This window comes from Winogradskya humida (assembly GCF_016862215.1).
Taxonomy (GTDB): Bacteria; Actinomycetota; Actinomycetes; order Mycobacteriales; family Micromonosporaceae; genus Actinoplanes; species Actinoplanes humidus.
The window spans coordinates 1-25,996 of the sequence record NZ_BOMN01000098.1; the positions used below are offsets into that span (position 1 = coordinate 1).

Sequence of the window (25,996 nt, forward strand, 5' to 3'; positions counted from 1 at the left end):
TCGTCGTCGCTTACGTCGGAGCAGATGGCTGCGGCTCTGACCGAGTCGGTGCTCGCCTGGGCCCGGCAGAACGAGGCGCTCGCGGCTTCCGTGAACCACAGCCCACCGGCCTGCGCCGTCGAGGACCTCACCGTCATCCACCAGGGCCGGCTCGCCGCCGTCCGTGCCGCCGCGCAGCTCTGCGACGTGCTGAGTTCCGCGATGGTGGCGAACTGAGCTCCGCGATGGTGGGGCCTGAGCTCCTCCATGGTCGCGAACTGACGTAGATCACGTGAACACGTGATGCCCCGTCCCGGCGGTGCGAGCCACGCTCGACATCGGAGACAAGCCGACCCGAAAAGGGGCCCCAGCCGATGTCCACGACCATCACCCACGAACTGCGGCACACCGTCACCGCCGGCTGGCTCCTCAGGCTCTCGGGCAACACGTCCCTGCGCCGCAACCACTGGCAGACGAAAATCATCTACTTCCGCGCGGCGGCGGAGCTCCTGGTCACCCGCCCCGGCACCCCGCTAACCTGGAAGAGCATCGTCGCCGCGGCCCGGCCACACGGCTGCCGCAGCACCTTCTACGAGGTGGCCGGCTCCCACGCCCGGCACCGCATGGTCGACGACCTGATCGCCGACGGCCGCCCCGACTCCGTCCAGCTCGCCCTGCGCTACCTTCGCACCGACCCGGTAGAGCAGCTGCTCGACGAAACCAAGGTCTGGTCCTACTGGCCCCACCGCCAGCAACTCCTCGCGTACTACGCAGCCCACGACCTCCCACCCGCCGCCATGGCCACAGCCCTCATCGAATCGGTCACCACCTGGGCCCGCCAAAACGAAGCCCTGGCCGCCGCCATCAGCCACACCCCACCCGCCGGCGCCGTCGAGGACCTCACCATCCTCCACCAGGGCCGCCTGGCCGCCGTCCGCGCCGCCGCCCAACTCTCCGACGTCCTGCGTCACTCCTCAGGGGCGCGCTGACCAGCCACTTCAGCACAATTGGCCGGCAGTGCGGGGCGGACCCGGCACCCGGGAGCGGAGGCGGCCGCCCCGGGCGCCGGGCCACTCACTCACCCCGGCCACTCACCCTGCCCGGCCACTCACTCTGCTCGGGCCGCTCAATCTGCGAGCACCGTTCACTCTGCGCGGGCCACTCGTTCTGCGACCGCCGCTTAATCCGCAACCACCGGCCACTCTGCGCGGACCGCTCACTCTGCGAACGCCGCTCACCCTGAGAGCACCGCTCACCCTGAGAGCACCGCTCACCCTGAGAGCACCGCTCACCCTGCGCGGGCCACGCACACTGCGAACGCCACTCACTCCGCGCGGGCCACTCACCCTGCAAGCGCCACTCACCCTGCAAGCGCCACTCACCCTGCAAGCGCCACTCACCCTGCGTGGGCCACTCACCCTGCGGGCGGCACTCACCCTGCGAACGCCACTCACTCTGCGAACGCCACTCACCCTGCGAATGCCGCTCACCCTGCGAGCACCGCTCACTCTGCGTGGGCCGCTCACCCTGCGAACACCGCTCACCCTGAGAGCACCGCTCACTCCGTGAGCACCACTCACTCTTTGAGCGCAGCGCGCTCTGCGCAAACCGCTCACTCTGCCGGGCCGCTCAAGCGGCCTCGCGCGGTCCGGCCGCCCAGCCACGGGGAAAGCGCATCCCCCCGGACCTGGCCGATCATGAGGACAGCCGTCCAGGCCACCAGAACCAGCAGACCGCCCCACCACGGCAGCGGGAAGTAACCGGTCGAGGGCGCATAGTGGGCCGCGACCTGCGAATATTCGGGAACCGTCCCCACGACCGCGAAACCCGCCGCCGGGGTGAGCCGCAAAAGCCACCCGGCAACCACGTCCGGCAGAAGCGGGAACGCCGCCAGCAGGTAAGGCAGAACGACCACGGCGATCGCGACAAGTATCGCGAGCCAGCGCCGGTGGAGGCGGACGGCGAGGGCTCGGGCGAACAGGGCGGCCAGCGCGAACAGCACCCCGACGCCGACGACCACTCGTAGCTCGGTAAGGGCAGACACCGCGTTGACCGTGTTGCCGTTCGTGCGCAGCAGCCGGACGCCGAGCGGGATGGTGACACCCGCCGCGATCAGTCCGGCGCCGAAGGCCACCGCGGCGAGTTTCATCGGGCCGGTGTTCGCGCGCGTGCTGATCACGAGCACGATCAGGAGGCCGAGTGCCAGGGCGGCCAGGGTGTCCTCGATGTCGCGCGCGCCGCCGTCGACCTGGGGGCCGATGTCGCCGCTGCCCGTGACGGTGACCGTGCCGGCGGACTCGGTCACGCCCGGGGGTCGATGGTGTTTCTCCCAGTCCGTGTGGCCGAGGTCGCCGACGATCGCGGGGGTCCAGGGCGCGGTGGGCGTACCCGTGGTGGTGATGGTGTCGAAGGTCGCGGAGGCCTGGGTGAAGCCGGATTCCGCGACGCTTCCGCCGAGTGCAACAGTGCGCAGTCCCAGCCAGCCGGGCGAGGTTGCGAACATGCCCGTTTCGACCGTGGCGGGCAGTCCGGGAATGCGCGTACGGCCAACTTCCGTCCACTCACGGCCGTCCATAGAATCAAAACCGATCACGGTGTCACCCGCCCGGGTGAGGCGCAACCAGGTCGCATCCGGGCTCCCGGCCAGATCATGGGTGTACGCGTACTGCAACCGGACGCCGTGCTCGGCTGTCCGCATGAGCGCGACGTACGGGCTGCCCTGACCGGTTCCGTCCTTGATGATGATGCCGCCCTTCGCCCACGGCACCAGCCCCGGCACGATCGCGTCGCGGCCGGGCGGCGGATAGGTGAGCGTTCCGGTCAGCGCGGCGACGTGGACGGTGATGCTGCCGTTCGCGCTCATCGGCTTGTGCGCGAAGGCGAACGTGTCGCTCACCCGTTCGGCGGCCGGGCAGGGCACTTCCCGCTCGCCCTCACTGCATTGGGCCATATCGGTGTACGCGGTGAGCAGCCCGCCGAGAATGACGACCAGCACAGCACTGGCGAACCCGATGATGATGGTTTTCCGCATGCCGAAATTCCTACCGGCCGGGCGGTGACAGGGCGGTGTCGCGAGCTGTTACCGCGTTGTTCCCGGTCATGCGGCATCCTTCACGCCATGGATCAGCCACGACGGACAGCCCGGCAACGGCTCGTGATCATGTACGCGGCCATGTTCCTGGTCTCGGGCACCGTGCTGCTGGCCCTGGCCAACGTCCTCGGCACGGTCAGGTACACCCGCCCCGCCGGTGCCGGACCGGATCTCCGTGAACAACTGGCCGGCGCCGAGGCGGCCCAGAACCGCCAACTGCTGGCCGGCTCCCTGATCGCGCTGGCCGTGATGGCGGCGGTGTCGGTGCTGCTGGGCTGGTCAGCCGCACGGCGCGTGCTGCGGCCCCTCACGATGATCACCACGGCCACCCGCCGGATCACCGCCGAGAACCTGCACGAGCGGCTCGCCGTCCCCGGCCCGGCCGACGAGGTGAAAGACCTCGCCGACACCATCGACGACCTGCTGGAACGTCTGGAGGTGTCCTTCGCGGCGCAGCGCAGATTCGTCGCGCACGCATCACACGAGCTGCGTACCCCGCTCACCACGATCCGCGCCACCCTCGACGTCGCCTCGGCGAAACCCCAGGCCGCCGCGCAGACCGTCGCCCTGGCCGAGCGGTTGCGCCCCGAACTCGACCGGATCGAGACCCTGCTCGAAGGCCTCCTCATGCTCGCCCGCGCCCAGCACGGCACCCTGTCCGCCGGCGGCGACCCGGCCGGCACCGCGGAGGTGGAGCTCGGGGCACTGATCGAGCGGGCGGTCGAGGCGCGCGGCGCGGACATCGCGGCCAAAGGACTGACGGTGGAGCGCACCGGAGACCCTGGCCGGACGTGGGGCAATCACGCGTTGCTGAGCCGGTTGGTGGACAACCTGATCGACAATGCGGTCACGCACAACGTGGACGGCGGGTGGGTGCGCGTTTCCGGCGACCATGCCCGGATCGTCGTGGAGAGCGGCGGGCCGGTGCTCGATCCCGCGCGGGTCGCCCGGCTCGGACAGCCCTTCCAACGGCTCGGCGAGGGCATCGGGGCGGGCAGCGGATCGGGACTCGGGCTGTCGATCGTCGCGGCTGTCGCCGGTGCGCACGGCGGGCGGCTGGAGTTGCACACTCGCGCATCGGGCGGACTTGCGGCGACGGTGACCTTGCACGAATGGACACCTGGAGGCGTACACCGATGAGGGTCCTGGTTGTTGAGGATGCGCGAGCCCTGGCCGATGTCGTCGCGGAAGGGCTGCGGGATCAGGGTCTGGCGGTCGACCTCGCCCACGACGGCCTGGAGGCGGCCGCAAAACTCGACATCACCGGGTACGACGTGGTCGTGCTCGATCGCGATCTGCCCGGGCTGCACGGCGACACGCTCTGCCAGATGATCACCGAACGCGACGACCGGCCGATGGTGCTGATGCTGACCGCCGCCGGAGCACCTGGCGATCGCGTCCGCGGGCTCACCCTCGGCGCCGACGACTACCTCGCAAAACCGTTCCACTTCCCCGAACTGGTCCTGCGCGTCCGGGCCCTGGCACGGCGCAGACCGGCGGCCCGCCCACGAACGTTACGGGCCGCGGGCATCGAGCTGGATCCCGTACGCCGCACCGCGGTCCGCGACGGCAGACAGCTCGACCTCTCCGCCAAAGAATTCGCGGTCCTGGAAGCCCTGCTTCTCTCCGGGCCGGCGTTCCTCAGCACCGAGACCCTGCTCGACAAGGTCTGGGACGAGCACACCGACCCGTTCACCAAAACGGTGACGGTGACGATCGGCCGCCTGCGCCGCAAGCTCGGCACACCACCGGTCATCATCACGATCCCCGGTGCGGGCTACCGCATAGCCGACTCCTGATCACCCGCGGCCGAGGGGGACTCCGCGGCCCAGGAGGTGAGCATGCGCAGGCCGTCGTGGGCGGGGGTGCCGGGGGCGGCGGTGAGGGCGATGAGTTGCTGGTCGGGATCGGCGGCATCGGTCAGGGTGGACCAGTCGAGTGCGAGCTCGCCCACGACCGGATGGCGCAGCGTCTTGGTCCCCGCGGCCGACGCGCCGACGCGGTGGTCGCTCCACCATCGACGGAAATCCGGGTCCTGCACGGACAGTTCGCCCACCAGCGTTGTCAGGCGGGGATTGCGCGGGTCGCGGGCGGCCTCCATCCGCAACTGCGCGACGCATGCGCGTGCCACGTAGTCCCAGTCGACGTACATTGCGCGGATCGCCGGGTCGGTGAACACCAAGCGGACAAAATTGCGCTCCTTCTCCGGCACCTGTGCGAAGTCGGTGAACAGTGCGGCGGCCAGCGGATTCCAGCCGAGAATGTCCGTGCAGCGACCGAGGACCATGGCCGGGGTGCTCGTCAGGTCATCGAGCAACCGCTGCAACTGCGGCTGAACCCGCTGGGTGGCACGCCGCCGCGGCCGGGCGGCATCCTTGCCCGAGAGCTCGAAAAGATACGTACGCTCGTCGTCGCTGAGCCGCAACACCCGCGCAAGAGCGTTCAACACCGGTTCGGCGGCCTGACGACGGCCCTGCTCAAGGCGGGTGTAGTAGTCCGGGCTGATCGACGCGAGCAGAGCAACCTCTTCCCGGCGCAGACCCGCCACCCGCCGCCGCCCGCCATCGGGCAGCCCTGCCGCCGCCGGGCTCACCTCCCGCCGCCGGGCCCGCAGAAAGTCCCCGAGTTCGCTGCTCACAGGTTCAAGTCTCGCACCGGAAAAGCATGGGGCAGGCGCCGTTGAGGGGGCCAATTCTGGCCCCTTATCGCAGCACGCAACGCCTGCGAGTGTCGAACCATGAAGATCGACGTCACCTTCCCCAGCAACAACCTCGCAATCGCCGGCACCCTCTACCTGCCCGAAGCGTCCGAAGCACCCGAAATCCTAGAAGCACCGGACGCGCCGTCCACCGACCGGCTTCCCGCCGTAGTCGTCTCCCACCCCGGCGGCGGGGTGAAGGAGCAGACCGCGACCATCTATGCCGAGCGCCTGGCCCGGGCGGGCTTCGCGGCCCTGGTCTTCGACGCGGCCTACCAGGGCGAGAGCGAAGGCGAGCCACGTGGCCTGGAGAACCCGTTCCAGCGCGCCGAGGACATCAAGTCAGCCGTGAGCTTCCTGACCACCCGCGACGAGATCGACCCGGACCGTATCGGCGCCCTGGGCATCTGTGCCTCCGGCGGCTACGTCCCGTACGCCGCCCAGACCGACCTGCGGATCAAGGCCGTGGCCACGGTCAGCGGAACGGACATGGGCGCGGTGATGCGCGAGGGCCTCGGCCGCACCCAGACCCCGGAGACGCTGCGTACGATCCTCGAGCTCACCGCCGCCGCCCGCACCGCCGAAGCACACGGTGAGGGCGTCCAGCGCCAGGAATGGATCACGGACGCGGTGGACGCCGAAACCTACGAGTACTACCGCACGCCGCGCGGTTATCACCCCCGTGCGGTGCAGCCCTGGCCGGTGCGCAGCCTCGATCAGCTCATCCAGTACGACTCGTACGCCCTGATCCGCCTCATTGCACCCCGCCCGCTCCTCATGATCATCGGCTCGGACGCGAACACGGCCTACCTCAGCCGCGAAGCGATCGCAGCGGCAGCCGAACCCAAGGAACTCTTCGTCATCGACGGCGCCACGCACATCTCGCTCTACGACAAGGACGAGCACGTCACTCAGGCCGTCGCCAAGCTGGTCCCGTTCTTCGCCGCGCTGCGTCAGGACGCCGAGCCGGTGGCCGCGCTCTAAAGGCTCCGGATCCGATCGCGGATGGCCCCGGCGACGAGGCCGACCGCTTCGGGAACGGTGTCGCTCTGATACGCAGGCTCAAACACCTCGACCTCGATCACTTCCGTCCCGGCTGCGATGTCGATCCGGGCATAAAGCGGAAGATCAAATCCCGTTTTCCGTACGGCCTCAAGTGCCCGTTCACCCAAAGCGATCTCCGCCGGGCTGGCCTCCGCGGCGGTGATCGCCGGCCCGTACTCCCCGCCCACATATTCCCCGCCGGGCGCCAGAATCGGCCCCTTGTGGAACGCGTACGCGTACGTCCCGTTCAAGAAGAACAACCCGTTCTCGCCGTACGAGATCACATGCTCGTTCGCGGGCTGAACCATGACGGTCTTCCCGGCGGCAACAATCCGGCCGGCCAGTGTGAGCGCCTCAAGATCACCGGCCGCGAACAACCCGGTATCCCGCGACCCGGCGGAAATGGACGGCTTGACCACGATCCGCCCCTGCCCCGAGCGCGACACGGCCACTTCCGCCTCCTCAACCGTCTCGCAGAAGACGGTGGGCACACACGGCAGACCATGTCCTTCAAGATCGCGCAGGTACTTTTTGTCGATGTTCCACCGGATCAGCTCGGGCGCGTTGAGAATCCGCGTCAACCCCGCCGCCCGATCCAGCCAAGCCATGAACTCCGCGAACCGCTCCGAGTAGTCCCAAGGCGACCGGACAACCACCAGGTCGTACGCACTCCAGTCAACCGACCCGTCATGCCAGACCGGCGCATCAACCCGAAGCCCGTCCCCCCGCAGCGCATCGAGCAGGGGTCCGGTGTCCACATCGCGACCGTGCAGGGCAACGCTGTCCGTGGTGAGCAGTCCGAGATAAGCCACCCGGCCAGCTTAAACTGTTGATCATCAAGCCGTTCCGCGCCCTTTATGAGCATTATTCGGTTAAATAACCCAGGTGCTGCGCCTCCACCGCGCCGAACGCGCCGACCGCCTCGCCGAAGCCCTGGCCACCCTCCTGCGCACACCACTCCCCGACCCCTTCACCCCAGAAATCATCAGCGTCCCCTCCCGCGGCGTAGAACGCTGGCTAACCCAACGCCTCTCCCACCACCTCGGCACAGCCCCCGCAACGTCCCGCCCCAAGGTGGTCGCCCACAACCCGGCCGGCCACGAGAAGGCCGGACACGAGAAGGCCGACCATGAGACGGCTGGTCGTGGAGACGGGATCTGCGCGAATGTGCAGTTCCCGTCGGTGGCCGCACTGATCGACTCGATCACCGATCCCGGCGCCCGGGCGGCCCTGGACGCAGCACCCGACCCCTGGCATCCCGACCGACTGGTGTGGCACGTCCTCGACGCGATCGACCGCTCAGTTCGTCAGCCGTGGTGCGACGCCCTGGCCGCCTACCTGGCGACGGACGGCCGCCGCTACGCGACAGCCCGCCACCTGGCCACACTGTTCGACTCGTACAACCTGCACCGCCCGGACATGGTCACCGCCTGGACAGCCGGCGACGACGTCGACGGCATCGGCAAAGCCCTCCCCGACGACCTGCGCTGGCAGGCAGCCCTCTGGCGCGACCTGCGAGCCCACCTCCACACCCCGAGCCCGGCCGAACGCCTCACCGACATCTGCGAAGCCCTGCGCCACGCCCCGCAAGCAGCGTCGATGCCACCCCGGTTGTCCATTTTCGGGCTGACCCGCCTCCCCTCCGCACACGCAACGCTCCTGACCGCCCTGGCCGAACACCACGACGTCCACCTCTGGCTCCCCCATCCCTCCCCCGCCCTCTGGGACCGCCTCCGCCCCTACTCAAAACCCCGCACCCGCCTGGACGACCCCACCAAGGACCTCCCCCGCAACCCGCTGCTCGCCTCACTGGGCCGCGACGCCCGAGAACTCCAACTCACCCTCACCGCCCCACCCCACGACACCCACCACCCCGGCCCCGCCTACCCGAACACCGCCCTCGGCCGCCTCCAGCACGCAATCGCCAACGACCTCCCGCCCGGACAAACACCGGCGTCGCAGAGACCCCCATCGCAAGAACCCTCGCCGCAAGAACCACCGTCACAGCGACCGGCACAGCAGGAACCGGCGACCCAAGGACCAACGCGGCAAGAACCGATACCGCAGGGACCGGCGCGGCAAGAACCGATGTCGCAGGGACCGGCGCCGCAGGGACCGATGTCGCAGGGACCGGCACCGCAGGGACCGGCACCGCAGGGACCGGCACCGCAGGGACCGGCCGATTTCAGTGTTCAGGTGCATGCCTGTCATGGGCCGGATCGGCAGGTGGAGGTGTTGCGGGAGGTGATCCTGCAGTTGCTGTCGCGTAGTCCCGGGCTTGAGCCGCGCGACATCCTCGTCATGTGCCCGGACATCGAGACGTTCGCGCCGCTCATCTCGGCCTCGTTCGGTCTGGGCGAGCAGGCGACGCACCCCGCGCACCGCCTCCGCGTCCGCCTGGCGGACCGGGCACTCCGGCAGGTCAATCCCCTGTTCGCCGTGCTGGCCCGCCTCCTGGAACTGGCCGAGTCGCGCGTGACGGCGGCCCAGGTCCTGGACTTCGCGAGCCTTCCCCCCGTACGCCGCAAGTTCCGGCTGGACGACGACGACCTCGACCGGATGCGTGACCTCGTGGTCGACTCCGGTGTCCGGTGGGGGTTCGACGCCGGTCACCGTGCCCGTTTCCAGCTTGACGTACGCCCGAACACCTGGGCCGCGGGCCTCGACCGGATCCTGCTGGGCGTGGCGATGTCGGAGGAAGAACTGACCTGGCTCGGGACAGCCCTGCCGCTCGACGACGTCGACTCCAGCGATGTGGATCTCGCCGGCCGGTTGGCCGAGCTGGTCGACCGCCTGGAGACCGTCCTGACAGTCATGACCGACGAACAACCGCTCAACGAATGGCGCGAAGTGCTCGCGGGCGCCGTCGATTCGCTCACCGAGGTGTCGGATGCCGATGCCTGGCAGAGCTCCCAGGTACGCGCGGAACTGTTCGCGCTCACCGAGAACGCGCAAAACCCGTCACTCGGTCTCGCCGACATCAGTTCACTTCTGAGCGAGCGCCTCCGGGGCCGGCCCACGCGAGCAAACTTCCGCACCGGCGATCTGACGATGTGCACCATGGTCCCGATGCGCTCGGTGCCGCACCGGGTCGTCTGCGTGCTCGGCCTCGACGACGGCGCTTTCCCGAGGCAGGCCGGCGTCGACGGCGACGACGTGCTGGCCCGTGACCCCTGCGTGGGTGAGCGCGACCCACGCGGTGAGGACCGGCAGCTTCTGCTCGACGCGGTCATGGCAGCCACTGACACTCTTGTCATGCTCTACTCGGGTGCGGATGAGCGGACGAACGCGCCGCGCCCGCCGTGCGTACCCCTGGATGAACTGCTTGATGTCCTCGGCCCGGACGTTGTGACCCGCCATCCGCTGCAACCGTTCGATCAACGCAACTTCACCGGTGACCCGTTCAGCTTCGACCCGACGGCGCTGGCCGGCGCGCTGGCCGCGGCCGGGGAGCGCCGGGCGCCCATGCCGTTCCTGACCGGCCCGCTGCCCCGCAACGGCCACAGCGGCCACAGCGGCCACAGCGGCCACAGCGAGACAGTCGCCCTGGACGATCTGCGCGCTTTCCTCGACCATCCCGTGCGCGCGTTTCTGCGCCGGAACCTCGGGCTCGGGTTCACCACCGGCGAGGACGAGCCGGACGACGCGCTCCCCCTCGAGCTGGACGCGCTGAGCAAATGGGCAGTCGGTGACCGGATGCTGCGCGCCCTGCTCGACGGTGCAGACCTGGAACGCTGTGTCCAAGCCGAATGGCGGCGCGGAGCCGTCCCTCCTGGCCCGCTGGGCAAGCGGCTGCTGGACGAGATAGCCACGGACGTCCGCCCACTCTCCGATGCTGCCCAGGCCCATCTGATCGGTACGCCCGAAGCCCTCGACGTCGAGCTCCCCCTCCCCGGCGGCCGCCGCATCACGGGCACCGTCACCAACGTCCACGACCACACCACCGTGACGGTCACGTACGCCAAACTCGGCCCCAAATACCGGATCCGCGCGTGGCTCAACCTCCTGGCCCTGTCCGCCACCCGCCCCGGCGTCCCGTGGCGGGCGGTCACCATCGGGCGCGGCATGCGCGGCGGGGCAAGCCGTTCCACGCTCGGCCCGATCGACGCGGACACGGCGCTGCGGACGCTGACCACGCTCACCGCATGGGCTGAGCAGGGAGAGCCGGCACCCATGGCGACAAGGACCTCCCATGCGTACGCGCAAAGCCGCCTTGCCGGTCGACCACCGGAGGTCGCAGTCGGCAAAGCCCGGGATGCGTGGACCCGCTTCGGTGGCGGTGGCGAGTCGGACGACCCGGCGCACACCCTGGTCTGGGGTCCCGGTGCCCCGCTGGATCGCCTGACAGCGACGGCGTCCACCGGTCCGGAACCGACTCTCTTCGGCGGCCTGGCGCTGCAACTCTGGCGCCCGCTGCACGACGCCGAAGTCCTGGACGTCCCGTGACGACCACGATTCCCGCGTTCGACGTGTGCGGGCCGCTGCCGACCGGCACCACGGTCCTCGAGGCCAGCGCCGGCACCGGGAAGACGTTCACGATCGCGGCGCTGGCGGCCCGCTATGTCGCCGAGGGGCGGGCGGGGCTGCGGGAGTTGCTGCTCGTGACGTTCGGGCGCGCGGCCACGGCGGAGCTGCGTCAGCGCGTACGGGAGAGACTTGTCAGTGCTGAGCGAGGGCTCGCAGACCCGGCAGCTGCCCGCGCGGGTGACGATGTGGTCCTTGCCCTGCTGGCGACGGCAGGCCCCGGGGAGGTGGCCGCCCGCAGGCAGCGGCTCGCGGCGGCGGTGGCGGACTTCGACGCGGCAACGATCGCCACCACGCACCAGTTCTGCCACCAGGTGCTGGCCGGGCTCGGCATCACGGCCGGCAGCGACCCGGACGCGACGTTCGTGGAGGACCTCGACGATCTGGTCGCGGAGGTGGTCGACGACCTCTACATCCGCAAGTACGCGCGAAGCGGCGCACCCGTCCCGCATTTCGGCCGCGAGATCGCGCTCGCCATCGCACGCCAGGCGGTCGCGGACAGCCAGGCGCGGCTCGAACCTGCGACAGCGCCACCGGATTCCGTTGCGGGGGTGCGCTACCGGTTCGCGTGCGCCGTGAGGTCCGAAGTAGAGCGACGGAAAGCGAGCCGACGGCTGTACTGCTACGACGACATGCTCACCGGGCTGCAGGCCGCACTCGCCGACCCGGCGCGGGGTCAGGCGGCGTGCACGCGGTTGCGCGAGCGGTACCCGGTGGTGCTCATCGACGAGTTCCAGGACACCGACCCGGTACAGTGGACGATCGTCAGCACCGCGTTCCACGGCCACACGACGCTGGTCCTGATCGGCGACCCCAAGCAGGCGATCTACGCGTTCCGCGGCGCGGATGTGGTGAGCTACCTGACCGCCGCCGGTGCCGCGCCCGCGCACGCCACTCTGGCCACGAACTGGCGCAGTGACGAGCAGGTCCTGTCCGCCTTCGAGACCGTCTTCGGGCACGCCGCGCTCGGCGACAGCCGCATCACCGTGCGCCCGGTCCGCGCCGCAACCCCCGCCAGGCACCGGGCCATGACGCCGTTCCGCCTGCGCGTCCTTGCCCGCACCGGATTCACGCTGAACAAACCCGGGCTGATCCCCGCCGCGGACGCCCGGGACGCGGTCGCCGCCGACCTGGCCGCCGACATCGCGAGCCGCCCCGGACTGGTCCCCGGCGACGTAGCGGTCCTGGTGCGCACCCACCGGCAGAGCACCCAGGTCCACGACGCCCTGACCGCACTCGGGGTCCCCGCCGTCCTGGCCGGGGCGACCAGCGTCTTCGGCACCCCCGCGGCCCGCGACTGGCTGGCACTGCTGGAGGCCCTGGAACAACCGCATCGCCGGGCCCGGGTCGCCGCCGTCGCGTTGTCGGGCCTGATCGGCTGGTCCGCTCAGCGCCTGGCCGCCGCCACCGAACCGGAGCTCGACGAACTCGGCGCGACGCTACGGCAGTGGGCCAAGCTGCTCGACCAGCGTGGCGTCGCCGCCCTGCTGGAAGCGGTCACCGCGACGGGGCTGCCCGCCCGGCTGCTCGCGGAGCGGGCCGGCGAACGCCACCTCACCGACCTGCGCCACATCGGCATGGCGATGCACGCCGCGGCGACCGAGGGCACCCTCGGGCTGGCCGCCGTCGCGGAGTGGCTGCGCCGCCGCATCGACGAGGCCCCGCACGACATGAGCCTGGAACGCAGCCGCCGCCTCGAATCCGACGACGACGCGGTACAGATCCTCACCGTCCACAGTAGTAAAGGCCTCGAATATCCGGTGGTGTATCTGCCGTTCGGCTGGGACAGGCACCTGGGCAAGCCGGACCTGCTGCACCTGCACGACGACACCGGCGCCCGGGTCCTCGACGTCGGCGGGCCCAGCGGCCCCGCGTTCACGGCGAGTCTGCGCCGGCATCTGGCCGAGGAAGCGGGCGAGGACCTGCGCCTGCTCTACGTCGCGCTGACCCGGGCCGCGAACCAGGTCGTCGCGTGGTGGGCGCCGACCCTGAACACCACCGCCTCGGCCCTGCACCGTTTCCTGTTCGGCCGTCCCGGTCCCGGTGAGAACCCCCTCCCCGAATACCCGGTCCCCACCGACGCCGCCGCACTGGACCATCTCCACCACCTCAACCTGACGGTCGAGCAGATCACCACCTCCCCGCCATCCCCCTTCCACGGCACACCGGCAGACCCGCCATCACTCTCCGCCGCCCGGTTCCACCGCCACCTCGACCTCGGCTGGCGCCGGACCTCCTATTCCCGCCTCACCGCCGCCCACCACGCCCAAGCCACCGCGGCCTCGCAGGAGGCGCCCGGTGTCCGCAGCGAGCCCGACGTCGGCATCGAGGATGAGCTGGATGCTTTCGCCGAAGGGGAGGCGGACGGTGGTGATGCGCCGATGGGTGGTCTGCCGAAGGGGGCGGCGTTCGGCACTCTGCTGCACGCTCTGCTCGAGGACCTCGACTTCACGGCCCCCGACCTGCACGCCGCCCTGCTGGAACGCGCACAACCGCTCATCGCCGCGACAGCCCTCACCCTCGATCCGGACACACTCGCGCAAGCGATGCTCCCCAGCCTGCACACCCCGCTCGGCCCGCTCGCCGGCAATCGCAGCCTCACCGGCTTCTCCCCCGCCGACCGCCTGGCCGAGCTGGACTTCGAGCTCCCCCTCGACGGCGGCGACCTGCCCCGCAACGGCCCGCCGGTCACCCTCGGCCTGTTCGGCGACAGCCTCGCGCGGCATCTGCCCACCGACGATCCACTCCTCGGGTACGCCCAGCAGCTGCGCGAACCGTCGCTCAGTTCGCAGCGGCTGCGTGGCTACCTGACCGGGAGCATCGACGCCGTGCTACGCCTGCCCGGGCCCCGGTACCTCGTCGTCGACTACAAGTCGAACTGGCTGGGAGCGGTGCCGCTCACGGCGTACGCATATCGGTCTGCGGCACTCGCGGAGGCGATGATCGCGGCGCACTATCCGCTGCAGGCTCTGCTCTATGCCGTTGCCCTGCACCGTTATCTGCGCTGGCGTCAGCCCGGCTACGACCCGCGGACCCACCTCGGCGGGGTGCTGTACCTGTTCCTGCGCGGCATGAACGGCCCCGCAACCCCGTCCGGGCAGGGCGTTTTCAGCTGGCGGCCGCCCGCCGCCCTCATCGAGGAACTGTCGGACCTGCTATGACCCTCGCCCTGCGCGCCACCGGCCTATTGCAGGTCTTCAACACCGCCGGTGTCCTGGCCCTCGCCGATGTGCACACCGCCCGTCGCGTCTCCGCGCTGGGCGGCGAGAGCGATGAGACGGTTCTGCTCGCGTTCGCACTGACCGTACGCGCACTGCGGCTGGGCTCGGTCTGTGTCGATCTGACGACGGTCGCCGGCACCGCGACCGGTGACGAGGACGTCGTCACGGGCGACCTGCCCTGGCCGGCGCCGGCCGAGTGGGTGCGGACCTGCGCGCGCAGTCCCCTGGTCGCCCCCGGCGGCCCGCTGCGTCTCGTCCGCGAACTGCTCTATCTTGACCGTTACTGGCGCCAGGAGGAGCTGGTCCGGCACCATCTCGAACAACGCGCCCGGTCCACCCCGCTGTTCGATTCTGCACGTTTGAACACCGACCTCGACGCGCTGTTCCCCGGCGCGGACAGCGAATGCCAGCGTCTCGCCGCCGCGGTTGCCGTCCATCGCTGGACGACAGTGCTCGCCGGCGGCCCGGGCACCGGCAAGACAACCACAATCGCGCGCATCCTGGCCGCCCTGCACCACCAGCCCGGCGACCCACCCCGCATCGCCCTGGCCGCCCCCACCGGCAAGGCCGCCGCCCGTCTGGAGGAGGCAGTCCGGGCCTGCGACCTGCCACACCTCGGCGACCTGCACGCGTCGACCATCCACCGCCTGCTCGGACGCCGCCCGGGCTCCCGCACCCGCTTCCGCCACGACCGCACCAACCGCCTCCCCTACGACGTCGTCGTCGTCGACGAGACCTCCATGGTGTCGCTCACCCTGATGGCAAGACTGCTGGACGCCGTACGCCCCACCGCCCGCCTCATCCTGGTCGGCGACCCCGACCAGCTCGCCTCGGTGGAAGCCGGAGCGGTCCTGGGCGACATCGTCCGCGCCGAGGGCCACCGCAGCGAGATCCTCGGCCGGCCCGTCACCAACGGCGTCGTCACCCTCGACCACACCTGGCGCTTCCAGGGCAGCATCGCCGCCCTGGCCAGAGCCATCCGCGCAGGCGACCCCGGCGCAGCCCTCGAAGTGCTGCACCGAAACGCCGACGCCAAGGAAAGTGGGCACGGAGAAGTCGAGCTGATCGAGGACGGCGCGACCGACGGCCTCCGCGCGGACGTCACAGCCGCACTCGACGAGGTGACCGAGGCAGCGCTGGAAGGCGACGCCGCGACCGCGCTCGACCGCCTCGACACCCACCGCCTCCTGTGCGCCCACCGCCGCGGGCCGCACGGCGTGACCCGCTGGAGCGCGGAGGTCGCCCGCTGGCGGGAAGCCAACCCGTCAGGCTCCGACTGGTACCCGGGCCAGCCGCTGCTCATCACGGCCAACGACTACGACGCGGGCCTCTACAACGGCGACACCGGCGTCATCGTCCAGACTCCGGCCGGGCTGCGAGCGGCTTTCGCCCGTGGGGGAACGCCGGTCCTGATCCCCCCGACCCGCCTCCTCGAGGCACAGACCCTCTACGCCCTGACCGTCCACCGCAGCCAGGGCAGCCAGTTCGGCCGGGTCACCCTGATCCTCCCGCCACCCGACTCCCCGCTCCTGACCCGCGAACTCCTCTACACCGCGGCCACCAGGGCGAAGACCCACCTGCGCATCCTCGGCACCGCGGAAGCGATCCGCGCGGCGATCACCCGCCCGATCGCCCGCGCCAGCGGCCTCCGCTCCCTCCTCGGCACGTAAAAGCCGTCAGAGAGCACGTAAACGCCGTCAGAGAGCACGTAAACGCCGTCAGAGCCGCCCGGCGAGCAGCAGTGGCAGGAGCCGGTCGACGATCAGCGGGGCGAGCACGACGTCACCAGGCGTCCGTGGGTCGAGCCACCGGGCCTCCTCGATCTCGGCGAGCGGCGTGACCGGGCCTGGGTAGGGCGCGGTGTAGACGTCCACGTCGATGTCGAACCCGGCCTCGTTGGCGGCGGGTGCCATGAACCGCCCGACATGCCCGAGCGCTTCCACCCCGACGCGCATCCCGAGTTCCTCGTGCAGCTCGCGTACCAGAGCTTGATCGGGTGATTCTCCCGGCTCGAGCTTCCCGCCCGGCTGCATGAAGATGGTTGTCCCGCGCTTGCGCACGAGCAGCCAGCGCCCCTCGGGATCGCGGATGACGGAGGCGACGATTCGCAGCGTGGGCACCGGATGGATCTTAGGGGCAAAGACCCGCGGACCGCCGGGTGACGGCGGTCCGCGGGCTGTGGGAGAGGGTCAGGTCGGAAATGCTCTACAGCGCCGGGTACGCGTTGGCCATCAGCTGCTGGAACTGTGCTGAGAACCAGGCACCCGAGATCGGGGCGTTGGGGAGTGCTCCGCTGAGGCTGTTGCCGTTGCGGGCGTTGCCGGTGTAGGTCGGGTCGCACATCCGGTCGAAGCCCTTGCCCTCGTCGTTCGGGATGAGGGAGCTCGAGCCGTCCGACTCGCCCGGGGGCTTGACCCAGACGTAGGCGTCGATGCCGGTCTCCGGGTTGGCCCGGGGGCGCTCGCCGAGGCCGGCGCCGGACTGGTTGCACCAGTTGCCGGCGTGGATGCGGCGGTCGATGCGGGACTGGTTGACGAACGTGTTGACGTCGGTCGAGGTGCTGGCCGCCGTCGGGCGGGCCGAGCCGCCCCAGCCGTTGCGGCTGGTGTCGATCAGCATGCCGATGCTCGAGTTGAAGCCGACCGCGACGAGCTGGTTGCGGAAGGACTGCGCGAACGTGAGCTCGTCGACGTACTGGTTCCAGTCCACCCAGGTCGACTGGCGTACCGAGGTGCCGTTGACCGAGGTGCCGATGCCGAACCACTGCTCCTTGAGCGCGGAGTAGTTCGCCGTGTTGACGATGAAGCCGGTCACGTTGTTGACGCTGCCGGAGGCCTGGGCCGCCTGGAGCAGAATGTTCGCGGTCGGGAGGAAGTTGCTGTCCCAGCCGATCCAGCCGTGGTGCGCGGCGTCGACGTAGTTGTAGACGTTGCCGATCGCGCCGAGCTTGTTGAGCGCGTACCCGACGCCCTGGACGTATCCGCCGTTGGCCTTCATGGTGTCGCAGGCCGCGGTGCCGCCGGCGTTGCCGGAGGTGTTCGTCACGAGGTTGGGCAGCGAGTCGATCTCGACGATGTTGATGATCCGCAGGGCGGCGTACTTCGGGTCGGCCTGGATCGCGGCGATCGGGTCGATGTACTCGCTCTTGTAGCGGGGCAGGTCGTTCGGGCCGAGCTCACCGTTGGAGGCGAGCGCCGCGCAGTCGCGGCCGGGCAGGTTGTAGATGACGAACTGGATGTAGCCGGCGCCCTGGGCGAGGGCCGCGTCCAGGTGGTCACGGACGCCCATCGAGCCGTTGGAGCTGCTGCCGTCGGTGCCTTCGATCGCGGCGATCCGGTCGAGCCAGACCGCGGTCGGGTTGTTGGAGACGCGGCTGCCTCCGGCCTCGGCGTTCGCCTTGGCCTGCCATTCCGGGTTCTTGTAGCCCTGCACACCCGCGTACGGGTTGTCGACCTTGGCACCGGCCGGCGGCGGGGTCGTGGTCGGCGGCGTGGACGGGCTGGTCGGCGGCGAGGACGGCGTCGCGGACGACGTCGGTGGCGTCGTGCCGGTGCTGCCCGTGCAGGCCACGCCGTTGAGCGTGAACGCCGTCGGGTTCGTGTTCGTCCCCGAGTAGTTCGCGTTGAAGCCGAAGGTCGCGGACGCGTTGGTGGCCAGCGAGTTCGCGTAGGTCGGGCTCACCGCGGTCACGTTCTTCGCGCTCTGGGTGATGGTGGCGTTCCAGCCCTGGGTGACGGTCTGGTTGCCGGCGAAGGCCCAGGCGACCGTCCAGCCGTTGGTGATCGGGTCACCCAGGTTGGTGACCGTCACGTTGCCGGTGAAGCCGGTGCTCCACGTGTTGGCGGAGTAGGCGACCCGGCAGCCGGCGGCGGCACTCGCCTGGGTGGCGGCCACCACGCCGAGTCCGGAGACCAGCGTCACGGCCGCGGCCACGGTGAGCGCCCGGGTGAGGGTGCGCCGGGGTGATCGAGAGGGAGGGGGAGTCATCGCAGATTGCTCCTCGGAGGACGGGGGCGGGGAATCGGATCGACGTTCGTCGGTGCCGAACTAGCGACTGAGCGTGATGTTGCCATGGGAGCGCTCCCAGCGCAATACCCAGTTAACGAACCCGAAACTTTCAGGAAATAGAGCACCCAGGAGTGGCCGTCGGGGCCGCGCCGGTGCCCTGGAATCCGAACTCGGTGCTGGCGCCGGCGGCGAGCGACCCGTTGTAGGCCACATTGGAGAACCGCACGGTGCCGCCGGACCCGGACGCGGTCGCGCTCCAGGTGTTGGTCACGGCCGCCCCGGAGGGCAGCGCGAGCGAGACGACCCAGCCGGTCAGTGCGGCGCTTCCAGCAGTGACACGCACGGTCGCCACGAACCCGCCTCCCCAGGAGTTCACGGAAACGGCCGCCGAGCAAAGTCCGGCAGGAGGCGATGAAGGAGGCGTGGACGGCGGGGTCGAAGGAGGCGTGGACGGCGGGGTCGAAGGAGGCGTGGACGGCGACGAGGGCGGCGTGGTGCCCCCGTAGACGCTGGCCTCGACAGAGGTCGCGGTGATGCCGTTGGCGCCGCTGAAGAGACGCTGACCCCACGAGGTGAGCGCGGCCGGGGAGAAGCCGGTGACCAGGTCCAGATATTCGACGCCACCGCCGTTGCCGCTCCACGACCAGCCGAGATAGCCGATGCCCAGCGACTGTGCGGTGGCCATGATGGTGTCCTCGTCCGGGTCACCGTCGGAGTGCAGGTTGCCGAACTCCCCCACCACGATCGGCAGCCCGGCGCTGCGGAACCGCCCCAGGTAGTCGGTGATCTCGGCGGCCGTGTCGAACACGCCGTACATGTGGATCGAGAAGATGGTGTTGCGCTGCGGGTCGGCCGCGAAGACCGCCGCGGCGTTGTCGCGCATGACGAACTGCCAGTCCTGGCCCCAGTTGGGGGCGTCGACCATGATGGAGTGCTCGAAGCCGGCCGCGCGCAGCCTGACGATCGCGTTCCTGGTCGCATCGGTCCAGGCCGCGGCGCCCGTGTTCCCGTACGGTTCGTTGCCGATGTTGAGAATGACGTAACGCTCCTGACCTGCCAGGGCGCTCTTGACCGAGATCCAGTAGTCGACGGCCTGGTCGAGGGTGGCGGCGGTGGCCTCCTCGCCGTAGCCGGTCGTGTCGTGCGCCTCGAGTACGCAGATCAGCCGGTTGGCCTTGCACTGGTTGATCACATTGGTCACGTCGGCGGCGTCGTTCTTGGTCCAGCGCTGACCGCTCGCGAGCACGACGCGCACGGTGTTGGCGCCGAGCGCCTTGATATCGGCGAGCGCCTGCGTCGTGCGGGTCGTGTACCAGGTGTGCGCGTGGTTGACACCGCGCATGACGAAGGTGGCGCCATTGGCATCAAGGATCCGCCCACCGCTGACGGTGAAACCGGCGGCGGCATGAGCGGGCTGCGCCACAAAAACAATCAGGAGCGACAAAACGCCCAGTAAAGCCAGAGCGAACTTACGCACGGGGATACGCCTTCCATCGCATACAGACGGATGCGCTCCCACGATGGATCGACAGCGGTCTTTCTAGTCCCCCGAACCGGGCGGCGTCAACAGGTACCGGCGCAAAGACCCCACATCGCGCCAGAGTTTGTTTCCAACTCTTGACAGCCACGTGAACAGACAGCATTGTCTGGGAGCGCTCCCACAATCACGTCCATCGATGGGAGGAACATTTGCACCGCCGACGCCTCACCGTCCTCATCGCCGCGCTGTCCCTCAGCAGTGCGGCCGCCCTCGCCGTGCCCGCGCTCCAGCAGCCGCTTCCGGCAGCTGCTGCCGCCTCGGACGCGTACGCCTGGAAGAACGTCCGGATCGACGGTGGCGGTTTCGTCCCGGGTCTGGTCTTCAGCCGCGCCGAGAAGAACCTGATCTACGCGCGCACCGACATCGGCGGCGCCTACCGCTGGAACCAGGCCGGCCAGAACTGGGTGCCCCTGCTGGACTGGGTGGCGCGCGACAAGTTCGGCTACAACGGCGTGCTGAGCATCGCCGCCGACCCCGTCGACGCGAACAGGGTGTACGCGGCCGTCGGCATGTACACCAACAGCTGGGACCCGAACAACGGCGCGATCCTGCGGTCGGCCGACCGCGGCGCGACCTGGCAGATCACCACGCTGCCGTTCAAGAACGGCGGCAACATGCCCGGCCGCGGCATGGGCGAACGGCTGGCCGTCGATCCGGGCAACAACCGCAACGTCTACTTCGCCGCCGAGGGTGGCAACGGGCTGTACCGCAGCACCGACTACGGCGCGACGTTCAGCAAGGTGACCGCGTTCCCGAACGCGGGAAACTACGTGCAGGACCCGAGCGACCCGAACGGCTACCTGAACCAGAACCAGGGCCTCACCTGGGTGACGTTCGGCGACACCAACCAGATCTACGTGGGCGTCGCGGACAAGCAGAACCCGGTCTACCGCTCGCTCGACGGCGGCACGACCTGGGAACGCGTCGCCGGGCAGCCCACCGGATATCTCGCGCACAAGGGCGTCATCCAGGGCAAGTACCTGTTCGTCGCGACCAGTGACACCGGTGGCCCGTACGACGGCGGCGCCGGCCAGGTGCAACGCCTCGACACCACCACCGGGACCTGGACCGACATCAGCCCGACCCCGGCCGCGGACGCGTACTACGGCTACTCCGGGCTGACCGTCGACCGGCTGCACCCCGGCACGCTGATGGTCGCCACCCAGATCTCGTGGTGGCCCGACGCCATCTTCTTCCGCAGCACCGACTACGGCGCCACGTGGACCCGGATCTGGGACTACAACGGCTATCCGAGCACGACCAAGCGCTACACCATGGACATCTCCACGGATCCGTGGCTCGACTTCAACACCAACCCGCAGCCGCCGGAGGCCACCCCGAAGCTCGGCTGGATGACCGAGTCGCTCGAGATCGACCCGTTCGACTCGAACCGGATGCTCTACGGGACGGGCGCGACCATCTACGGCACCACGCAACTGTCCAATTGGGACAGCGATACCGCGTTCACGATCAAGCCGTTCGCCACCGGCATCGAGGAGACGGCTGTTCTCGACCTGGCCAGCCCGCCGTCGGGGGCGCCGCTGGTCAGCGCGCTCGGTGACGTCGGCGGTTTCTACCACGCCGATCTGAGCGCCGTGCCGCCGAACTTCCACGACACCCCGAGCCTGGGCAGCAACACCAGCCTCGACTTCGCCGAGCTCAGCCCCGCGGTCTTCGCCCGGGTCGGCAACGCGGACGCCGCACCGCACCTCGGTGTCTCCAACGACGGCGGCAAGAACTGGTACGCGGGCCAGGAACCCTCGGGCGTCACCGGCGGCGGCACGATCGCGGTCGGCGCGGACGCCAACGCGTTCGTCTGGTCCCCGGCCGGCACCGGCGTCTACTACTCGACCACCCGCGGCAGCTCCTGGACCGCCTCCACCGGCATCCCTGCCGGGGCCAAGGTCGAATCGGACAGGGTCAACCCCAGGACCTTCTACGGGTACGCGGGCAGCTCGGTCTACGTCAGCAAGGACGGCGGGGCAACGTTCACCACCGGAGCAGCCCTCGCCGCCACGAACCTGAAGGCAGTGCCCGGAAAGACCGGCGACGTGTGGCTGGCCGGCACGACCGGACTGCACCACTCGACCGACGCGGGCACCACGTTCACGAAGCTCGCCACCGTCACCTCCGCCATCAACGTGGCGTTCGGCAAGGCGGCGCCCGGTGCGGCGTACCCGGCGGTGTTCCTGGTCGGTGTGGTCGACGGCGTGGACGGTGTCTTCCGCTCCGACGACGCCGGCGCGACCTGGGTGCGGATCAACGACAACGCCCACCAGTACGGCAACAACGGCGACGCACTCGCCGGCGACCCCCGCGTCTACGGCCGCGTCTACCTGGGCACCAACGGCCGCGGCATCCTCTACGCCGACCGCACCGGCACGACGACAACCCCGCCGACGTCCAGCCCGACGGCGAGCCCCACTCCCAGTACGTCGCCCAGCCCCACTCCTTCCACCACCACGCCCCCGCCTTCCACCAACGGCTGCACGGCGACCTACCGGGTCACCAGCTCGTGGCAGGGCGGCTTCCAGGCCGAGGTCACCGTCACCAACGGCCCGGCCGCGACGACCGCCTGGACCGTCGGCTGGACGCTCCCGTCCGGCCAGGACGTCACCCAGGTCTGGAACGGCACTCTCACCAAGTCCGGAGCGGCGGTCACCGTACGCAACGCGGCCTACAACGGCACTCTCGCCGCGAACGCCACCACCACCTTCGGCCTCACCGGCACCGGGGCAGCCACCGTCCCGGCCACCACCTGCGCACGGAGCTGAAAGGAGCACACCCCATGAAAGTCCGCAACAAGTTCATGGTGTACGCCGCCGCGGCCGTCCTCGCCGCGACCGGCGCGATCGTGATCACCCAGACGTCGGCGAGCGCGCACGGCGCCATGATGGCACCGGGCAGCCGTACCTATCTCTGCTGGAAGGACGGTCTGACCTCGACCGGGCAGATCGTGCCGCAGAATCCGGCCTGCGCGGCCGCCGTCGCCCAGAGCGGGGCCAACTCGCTGTACAACTGGTTCGCCGTGCTGCGTTCCGACGGCGCCGGCCGTACCTCCGGTTTCATCCCCGACGGGCAGGCCTGCAGCGCGGGCACCGGGGGGCCGTACGACTTCACCGGTTTCAACCTGGCCCGCACCGACTGGCCGGTCACGCACCTGACGTCGGGTGCGAGCATGCGCTTCGACTACAACAACTGGGCGAAGCACCCGGGCACGTTCAAGCTCTTCATCACCAAGGACACGTGGAGCCCGACCCGCGCGCTGGCCTGGAGCGACCTCGAGACGACACCGTTCTCCCAGGTCGTCAACCCGGAGTCGACCGGCGGACCAGGCACTGTGGATGGCCGGTACTCGTGGACGGCGAACCTGCCGTCGGGCAAGAGCGGCCGGCACCTGATCTACTCGGTGTGGCAGCGCTCGGACAGCAACGAGACGTTCTACGGCTGCTCCGACGTGGTGTTTGACGGCGGCAACGGCGAGGTCACCGGAGTCGGCACGGGCGGCGGCACGACCCCCACCACGCCACCCACGACCACTCCCCCCACCTCGACGCCGCCGACGAGCACCCCGCCGACGACCACGCCTCCCACGGGGAGTTCGTGCTCTGCTGCGTACACCACAACGAGCTCGTGGTCCGGTGCCTTCCAGGGTGAGATCAAGGTGACCGCGACCACCGCGGTGTCGAACTGGATGGTGCACTTCATCTGGCCCGGCGGTCAGACCGTCACCCAGTCGTGGGGCGGCACGTTCAGCGCCATGGACACCTCGGCCATGGTCGCGCCGGAAGCCTGGAACAAGTCCCTGACGGCCGGAGCCACCACCACCGTCGGGTTCATCGCCAACGGCAGCGCGCCCGCATCACTACCCGGCCTCTCCTGCCTCCCCGCATAGGAGCCTTCCCCGCCCGGATAGGAGTTTTCCCTTGCGATACCGACCCGTCCTCGCCGCGGCACTCGCCGCCGCGACGGTCACCGGGCTGGGCGTCCTGACCGCCCGGCCCGCGCTGGCCGCCGACTCCCCCTACTACGTCGACCCGTCGACCCAGGCCGCCCGCTGGGTCGCCGCTAACCCGAACGACTCCCGCACGGCGGTCATCCGCGACCGGATCGCGAACGTGCCACAGGCCCGCTGGTTCACCGCCAACAACCCCGCGACAGTGGCGTCCGAAGTGGACAGCTTCACCACCGCGGCGTCGACGGCGGGAAAGATCCCGATCCTGGTGGTCTACAACATCCCGAACCGTGACTGCTCCGGCGCGAGCTCCGGCGGGCTGCCGACGCACACGGCGTACCGTCAATGGATCGACCAGGTCGCAGCGGGCCTGCACGGCCGGGCCGCCGCGATCATCCTGGAACCGGACGTCCTGTCGCTGATGACCACGTGCCTCACCACGGCCCAGCAGGCCGAGGTCTACACGTCGATCGCCTACGCGGGCAAGACGCTCAAGGCCGCGTCGGCGCAGGCCAAGGTCTACTTCGACGCGGGTCACTCCGCCTGGCTCGCTCCGGCCGAGATCGCTTCCCGACTGGTACGCGCGGACATCGCCAACAGCGCCGACGGCATCTCGGTCAACGTGTCCAACTACCGGACCACGGCGGAGAGCACCACGTACGTCCGCAACGTCATCGCCGCCACCGGAGTCTCCCGCCTCAAGGGCGTCATCGACACCAGCCGCAACGGCAACGGCCCCGCGGGCAGCGAATGGTGCGACCCGGCCGGCCGCGCGATCGGCACCCCGAGCACGAACCAGGTCGCCGACCCGATCCTCGACGCGTACCTCTGGATCAAACTCCCCGGCGAGTCGGACGGCTGCATCGGCCCCGCCGGCCAGTTCGTCCCCCAGCGCGCCTACGACCTGGCCATGGCAGCCCCGGTCACCACCACTCCACCGACCACGACCCCGCCCGCGTCCCCGTCGCCCTCCACGCCGTCGTTCCCGGGCGCCTGCGCGGTCACCTGGACGGCGAACCAGTGGTCGACGGGCTTCACCGCCGACCTTCGCATCACGAACAACGGCCCGCCGCTGAGCACCTGGCGGCTGACGTTCACGGTCGGCAGCACGGTCACCCTCAGCAACGGCTGGAACGGCGTCTGGTCCCAGTCCGGCACCACGCTCGCGGTCACGGGCCCGAGCTGGGCTGCCACCCTCGGCTCCGGCGCCACCGTCACCCCCGGCTTCCAGGCAACCTTCACCGGCAGCCCGGGCACCCCGTCCGCCTTCGCCCTCAACGGCACCACCTGCACCGCGACCCTCTGACAACCCTGGGGTCCAGGCCCGGCCTTCGTTGCGGGAAGGCCGGGCTTCCCCGTGTCACGGCGATCCGCTCGCCCCGGCACCGGCGATTGCGCCCTGCTCTGTCGCGGGAGGGCTGAACGTGGGCGGGACCGAGATACCGTGAGGTGACAAGCGACTGGAGGCGCCGATGTTAGCCGCGGACGTGGCCGTCACCATGGCGACGGTCACCGAGGACATGCCCGCCCGCGAGGCCGTCAAGGTGCTCGCCGGTCAGGACCTGCCCGGTCTGATCGTCGTCGACCGCCGGGGCCGCCCGCTCACCGTGCTGGCCGGCGTCCAGGTCCTGCGGATGGCGCTGCCGTCCTACTGCCAGGAGGACCCGGCTCTGGCCCGGGTGATCGGCGAGGCCGACGCCACGGTGATCCTCGACGGCATCGGCGACCGCACGGTCGCGGACCTGCTGCCCCGCGAGCGCCGGGAGCTGCCCGCGGTCAGCCCGAAGGCCACGCTGCTGGAGGTGGCCGCGGTGATGGCCCGTGCGAAAGTGCCGCTGGTGGCGGTCGTCGACGCCGACCGGGTGATGACCGGCGCGATCACCCTGGACGGCCTGCTCGACCGCATCCTGGGCACCTGAGCATCCTGGGCGCCTGA

General features: G+C 70.0%; 17 protein-coding genes and 1 pseudogene. 12 read left to right on the forward strand and 6 right to left on the reverse strand.

Annotated elements, in window-relative coordinates; all coding sequences use genetic code 11:
- Positions 1-216: pseudogene (locus tag Ahu01nite_RS34160) on the forward strand (hypothetical protein); the annotation flags it as partial.
- Positions 217-353: 137 nt separating this feature from the next.
- Positions 354-968, forward strand: a complete 615-nt coding sequence (locus Ahu01nite_RS34165; protein WP_203840847.1) for a hypothetical protein — start codon at positions 354-356, stop codon at positions 966-968.
- Between the two features lie 623 nt (positions 969-1,591).
- Here Ahu01nite_RS34165 and Ahu01nite_RS34170 read toward each other — a convergent pair.
- Positions 1,592-3,010: a DUF1349 domain-containing protein gene (locus tag Ahu01nite_RS34170; RefSeq protein WP_203840848.1), complete on the reverse strand. Its 1,419-nt coding sequence runs from the start codon at positions 3,008-3,010 to the stop codon at positions 1,592-1,594.
- 87 nt (positions 3,011-3,097) lie between these two features.
- Here Ahu01nite_RS34170 and Ahu01nite_RS34175 point away from each other — a divergent pair, with 87 nt between their 5' ends.
- Both Ahu01nite_RS34175 and Ahu01nite_RS34180 read left to right on the forward strand, forming a co-directional pair.
- Positions 3,098-4,210 (forward strand): sensor histidine kinase, encoded by a 1,113-nt coding sequence (locus Ahu01nite_RS34175; protein ID WP_203840849.1) that lies wholly within the window; start codon positions 3,098-3,100, stop codon positions 4,208-4,210.
- Entirely contained in the window at positions 4,207-4,869 is a 663-nt protein-coding gene (locus Ahu01nite_RS34180) for a response regulator transcription factor (RefSeq protein WP_203840850.1), read from the forward strand. Before Ahu01nite_RS34175 ends, Ahu01nite_RS34180 begins: the two co-directional genes overlap by 4 nt.
- Here Ahu01nite_RS34180 and Ahu01nite_RS34185 read toward each other — a convergent pair.
- Positions 4,848-5,708 carry a helix-turn-helix domain-containing protein gene (locus tag Ahu01nite_RS34185; RefSeq protein ID WP_203840851.1) on the reverse strand — a complete coding sequence of 287 codons (861 nt, stop codon included), beginning with the start codon at positions 5,706-5,708 and terminating at the stop codon, positions 4,848-4,850. The two genes, Ahu01nite_RS34180 and Ahu01nite_RS34185, sit on opposite strands and share 22 nt — an antisense overlap.
- A gap of 99 nt (positions 5,709-5,807) precedes the next feature.
- Here Ahu01nite_RS34185 and Ahu01nite_RS34190 point away from each other — a divergent pair, with 99 nt between their 5' ends.
- Positions 5,808-6,752 carry an alpha/beta hydrolase gene (locus Ahu01nite_RS34190; RefSeq protein WP_203840852.1) on the forward strand — a complete coding sequence of 315 codons (945 nt, stop codon included), beginning with the start codon at positions 5,808-5,810 and terminating at the stop codon, positions 6,750-6,752.
- Here Ahu01nite_RS34190 and Ahu01nite_RS34195 read toward each other — a convergent pair.
- Positions 6,749-7,624 (reverse strand): ATP-grasp domain-containing protein, encoded by an 876-nt coding sequence (locus Ahu01nite_RS34195; protein ID WP_203840853.1) that lies wholly within the window; start codon positions 7,622-7,624, stop codon positions 6,749-6,751. The genes Ahu01nite_RS34190 and Ahu01nite_RS34195 overlap by 4 nt on opposite strands.
- 73 nt (positions 7,625-7,697) lie before the next feature.
- Between Ahu01nite_RS34195 and recC the strand changes: the two genes are divergently transcribed.
- The 3 genes from recC to recD are packed head-to-tail and all read left to right on the forward strand — an operon-like array spanning position 7,698 to position 16,227.
- Positions 7,698-11,258, forward strand: a complete 3,561-nt coding sequence (gene recC / locus Ahu01nite_RS34200) for an exodeoxyribonuclease V subunit gamma (protein ID WP_203840854.1) — start codon at positions 7,698-7,700, stop codon at positions 11,256-11,258.
- Positions 11,255-14,497, forward strand: coding sequence for a UvrD-helicase domain-containing protein (locus Ahu01nite_RS34205; RefSeq protein ID WP_203840855.1), 3,243 nt, complete (start codon positions 11,255-11,257; stop codon positions 14,495-14,497). Before recC ends, Ahu01nite_RS34205 begins: the two co-directional genes overlap by 4 nt.
- Positions 14,494-16,227 carry an exodeoxyribonuclease V subunit alpha gene (gene recD / locus Ahu01nite_RS34210; RefSeq protein WP_203840856.1) on the forward strand — a complete coding sequence of 578 codons (1,734 nt, stop codon included), beginning with the start codon at positions 14,494-14,496 and terminating at the stop codon, positions 16,225-16,227. The genes Ahu01nite_RS34205 and recD overlap by 4 nt, the downstream gene beginning before the upstream one ends.
- A 48-nt stretch (positions 16,228-16,275) precedes the next feature.
- Here the strand turns inward: recD and Ahu01nite_RS34215 are convergent, their stop codons facing one another.
- From Ahu01nite_RS34215 to Ahu01nite_RS34225, 3 genes are all read right to left on the reverse strand, one after another.
- A complete protein-coding gene (locus Ahu01nite_RS34215) occupies positions 16,276-16,677 on the reverse strand; it encodes an NUDIX hydrolase (protein WP_203840857.1) in 402 nt (133 codons plus the stop codon).
- An 85-nt stretch (positions 16,678-16,762) separates the two neighbouring features.
- A complete protein-coding gene (locus tag Ahu01nite_RS34220) occupies positions 16,763-18,544 on the reverse strand; it encodes a glycoside hydrolase family 6 protein (protein WP_203840858.1) in 1,782 nt (593 codons plus the stop codon).
- Positions 18,545-18,674: 130 nt separating this feature from the next.
- Positions 18,675-20,009 (reverse strand): cellulase family glycosylhydrolase, encoded by a 1,335-nt coding sequence (locus Ahu01nite_RS34225; RefSeq protein WP_239159349.1) that lies wholly within the window; start codon positions 20,007-20,009, stop codon positions 18,675-18,677.
- Between the two features lie 245 nt (positions 20,010-20,254).
- Between Ahu01nite_RS34225 and Ahu01nite_RS34230 the strand changes: the two genes are divergently transcribed.
- The 4 genes from Ahu01nite_RS34230 (at position 20,255) to Ahu01nite_RS34245 (ending at position 25,979) form a co-directional block, all read left to right on the forward strand.
- Positions 20,255-22,879: a cellulose binding domain-containing protein gene (locus Ahu01nite_RS34230; protein WP_203840860.1), complete on the forward strand. Its 2,625-nt coding sequence runs from the start codon at positions 20,255-20,257 to the stop codon at positions 22,877-22,879.
- Between the two features lie 14 nt (positions 22,880-22,893).
- Complete coding sequence (locus Ahu01nite_RS34235) at positions 22,894-24,000, forward strand: lytic polysaccharide monooxygenase (protein ID WP_239159350.1); 1,107 nt, start codon at positions 22,894-22,896, stop codon at positions 23,998-24,000.
- Positions 24,001-24,031: 31 nt separating this feature from the next.
- Positions 24,032-25,366, forward strand: a complete 1,335-nt coding sequence (locus tag Ahu01nite_RS34240) for a glycoside hydrolase family 6 protein (RefSeq protein WP_203840861.1) — start codon at positions 24,032-24,034, stop codon at positions 25,364-25,366.
- A 166-nt stretch (positions 25,367-25,532) separates the two neighbouring features.
- Positions 25,533-25,979 carry a CBS domain-containing protein gene (locus Ahu01nite_RS34245; protein ID WP_203840862.1) on the forward strand — a complete coding sequence of 149 codons (447 nt, stop codon included), beginning with the start codon at positions 25,533-25,535 and terminating at the stop codon, positions 25,977-25,979.
- Positions 25,980-25,996 lie beyond the last annotated feature (17 nt).

Bases quoted from the DNA above. Each gene is read 5' to 3' on its own strand.
- Ahu01nite_RS34165 (WP_203840847.1), top strand. From the start codon at position 354: ATGTCCACGACCATCACCCACGAACTGCGGCACACCGTCACCGCCGGC.
- Ahu01nite_RS34170 (WP_203840848.1), bottom strand. From the start codon at position 3,010: ATGCGGAAAACCATCATCATCGGGTTCGCCAGTGCTGTGCTGGTCGTC.
- Ahu01nite_RS34175 (WP_203840849.1), top strand. From the start codon at position 3,098: ATGGATCAGCCACGACGGACAGCCCGGCAACGGCTCGTGATCATGTAC.
- Ahu01nite_RS34180 (WP_203840850.1), top strand. From the start codon at position 4,207: ATGAGGGTCCTGGTTGTTGAGGATGCGCGAGCCCTGGCCGATGTCGTC.
- Ahu01nite_RS34190 (WP_203840852.1), top strand. From the start codon at position 5,808: ATGAAGATCGACGTCACCTTCCCCAGCAACAACCTCGCAATCGCCGGC.
- recD (WP_203840856.1), top strand. From the start codon at position 14,494: ATGACCCTCGCCCTGCGCGCCACCGGCCTATTGCAGGTCTTCAACACC.
- Ahu01nite_RS34220 (WP_203840858.1), bottom strand. From the start codon at position 18,544: ATGACTCCCCCTCCCTCTCGATCACCCCGGCGCACCCTCACCCGGGCG.
- Ahu01nite_RS34235 (WP_239159350.1), top strand. From the start codon at position 22,894: ATGAAAGTCCGCAACAAGTTCATGGTGTACGCCGCCGCGGCCGTCCTC.
- Ahu01nite_RS34245 (WP_203840862.1), top strand. From the start codon at position 25,533: ATGTTAGCCGCGGACGTGGCCGTCACCATGGCGACGGTCACCGAGGAC.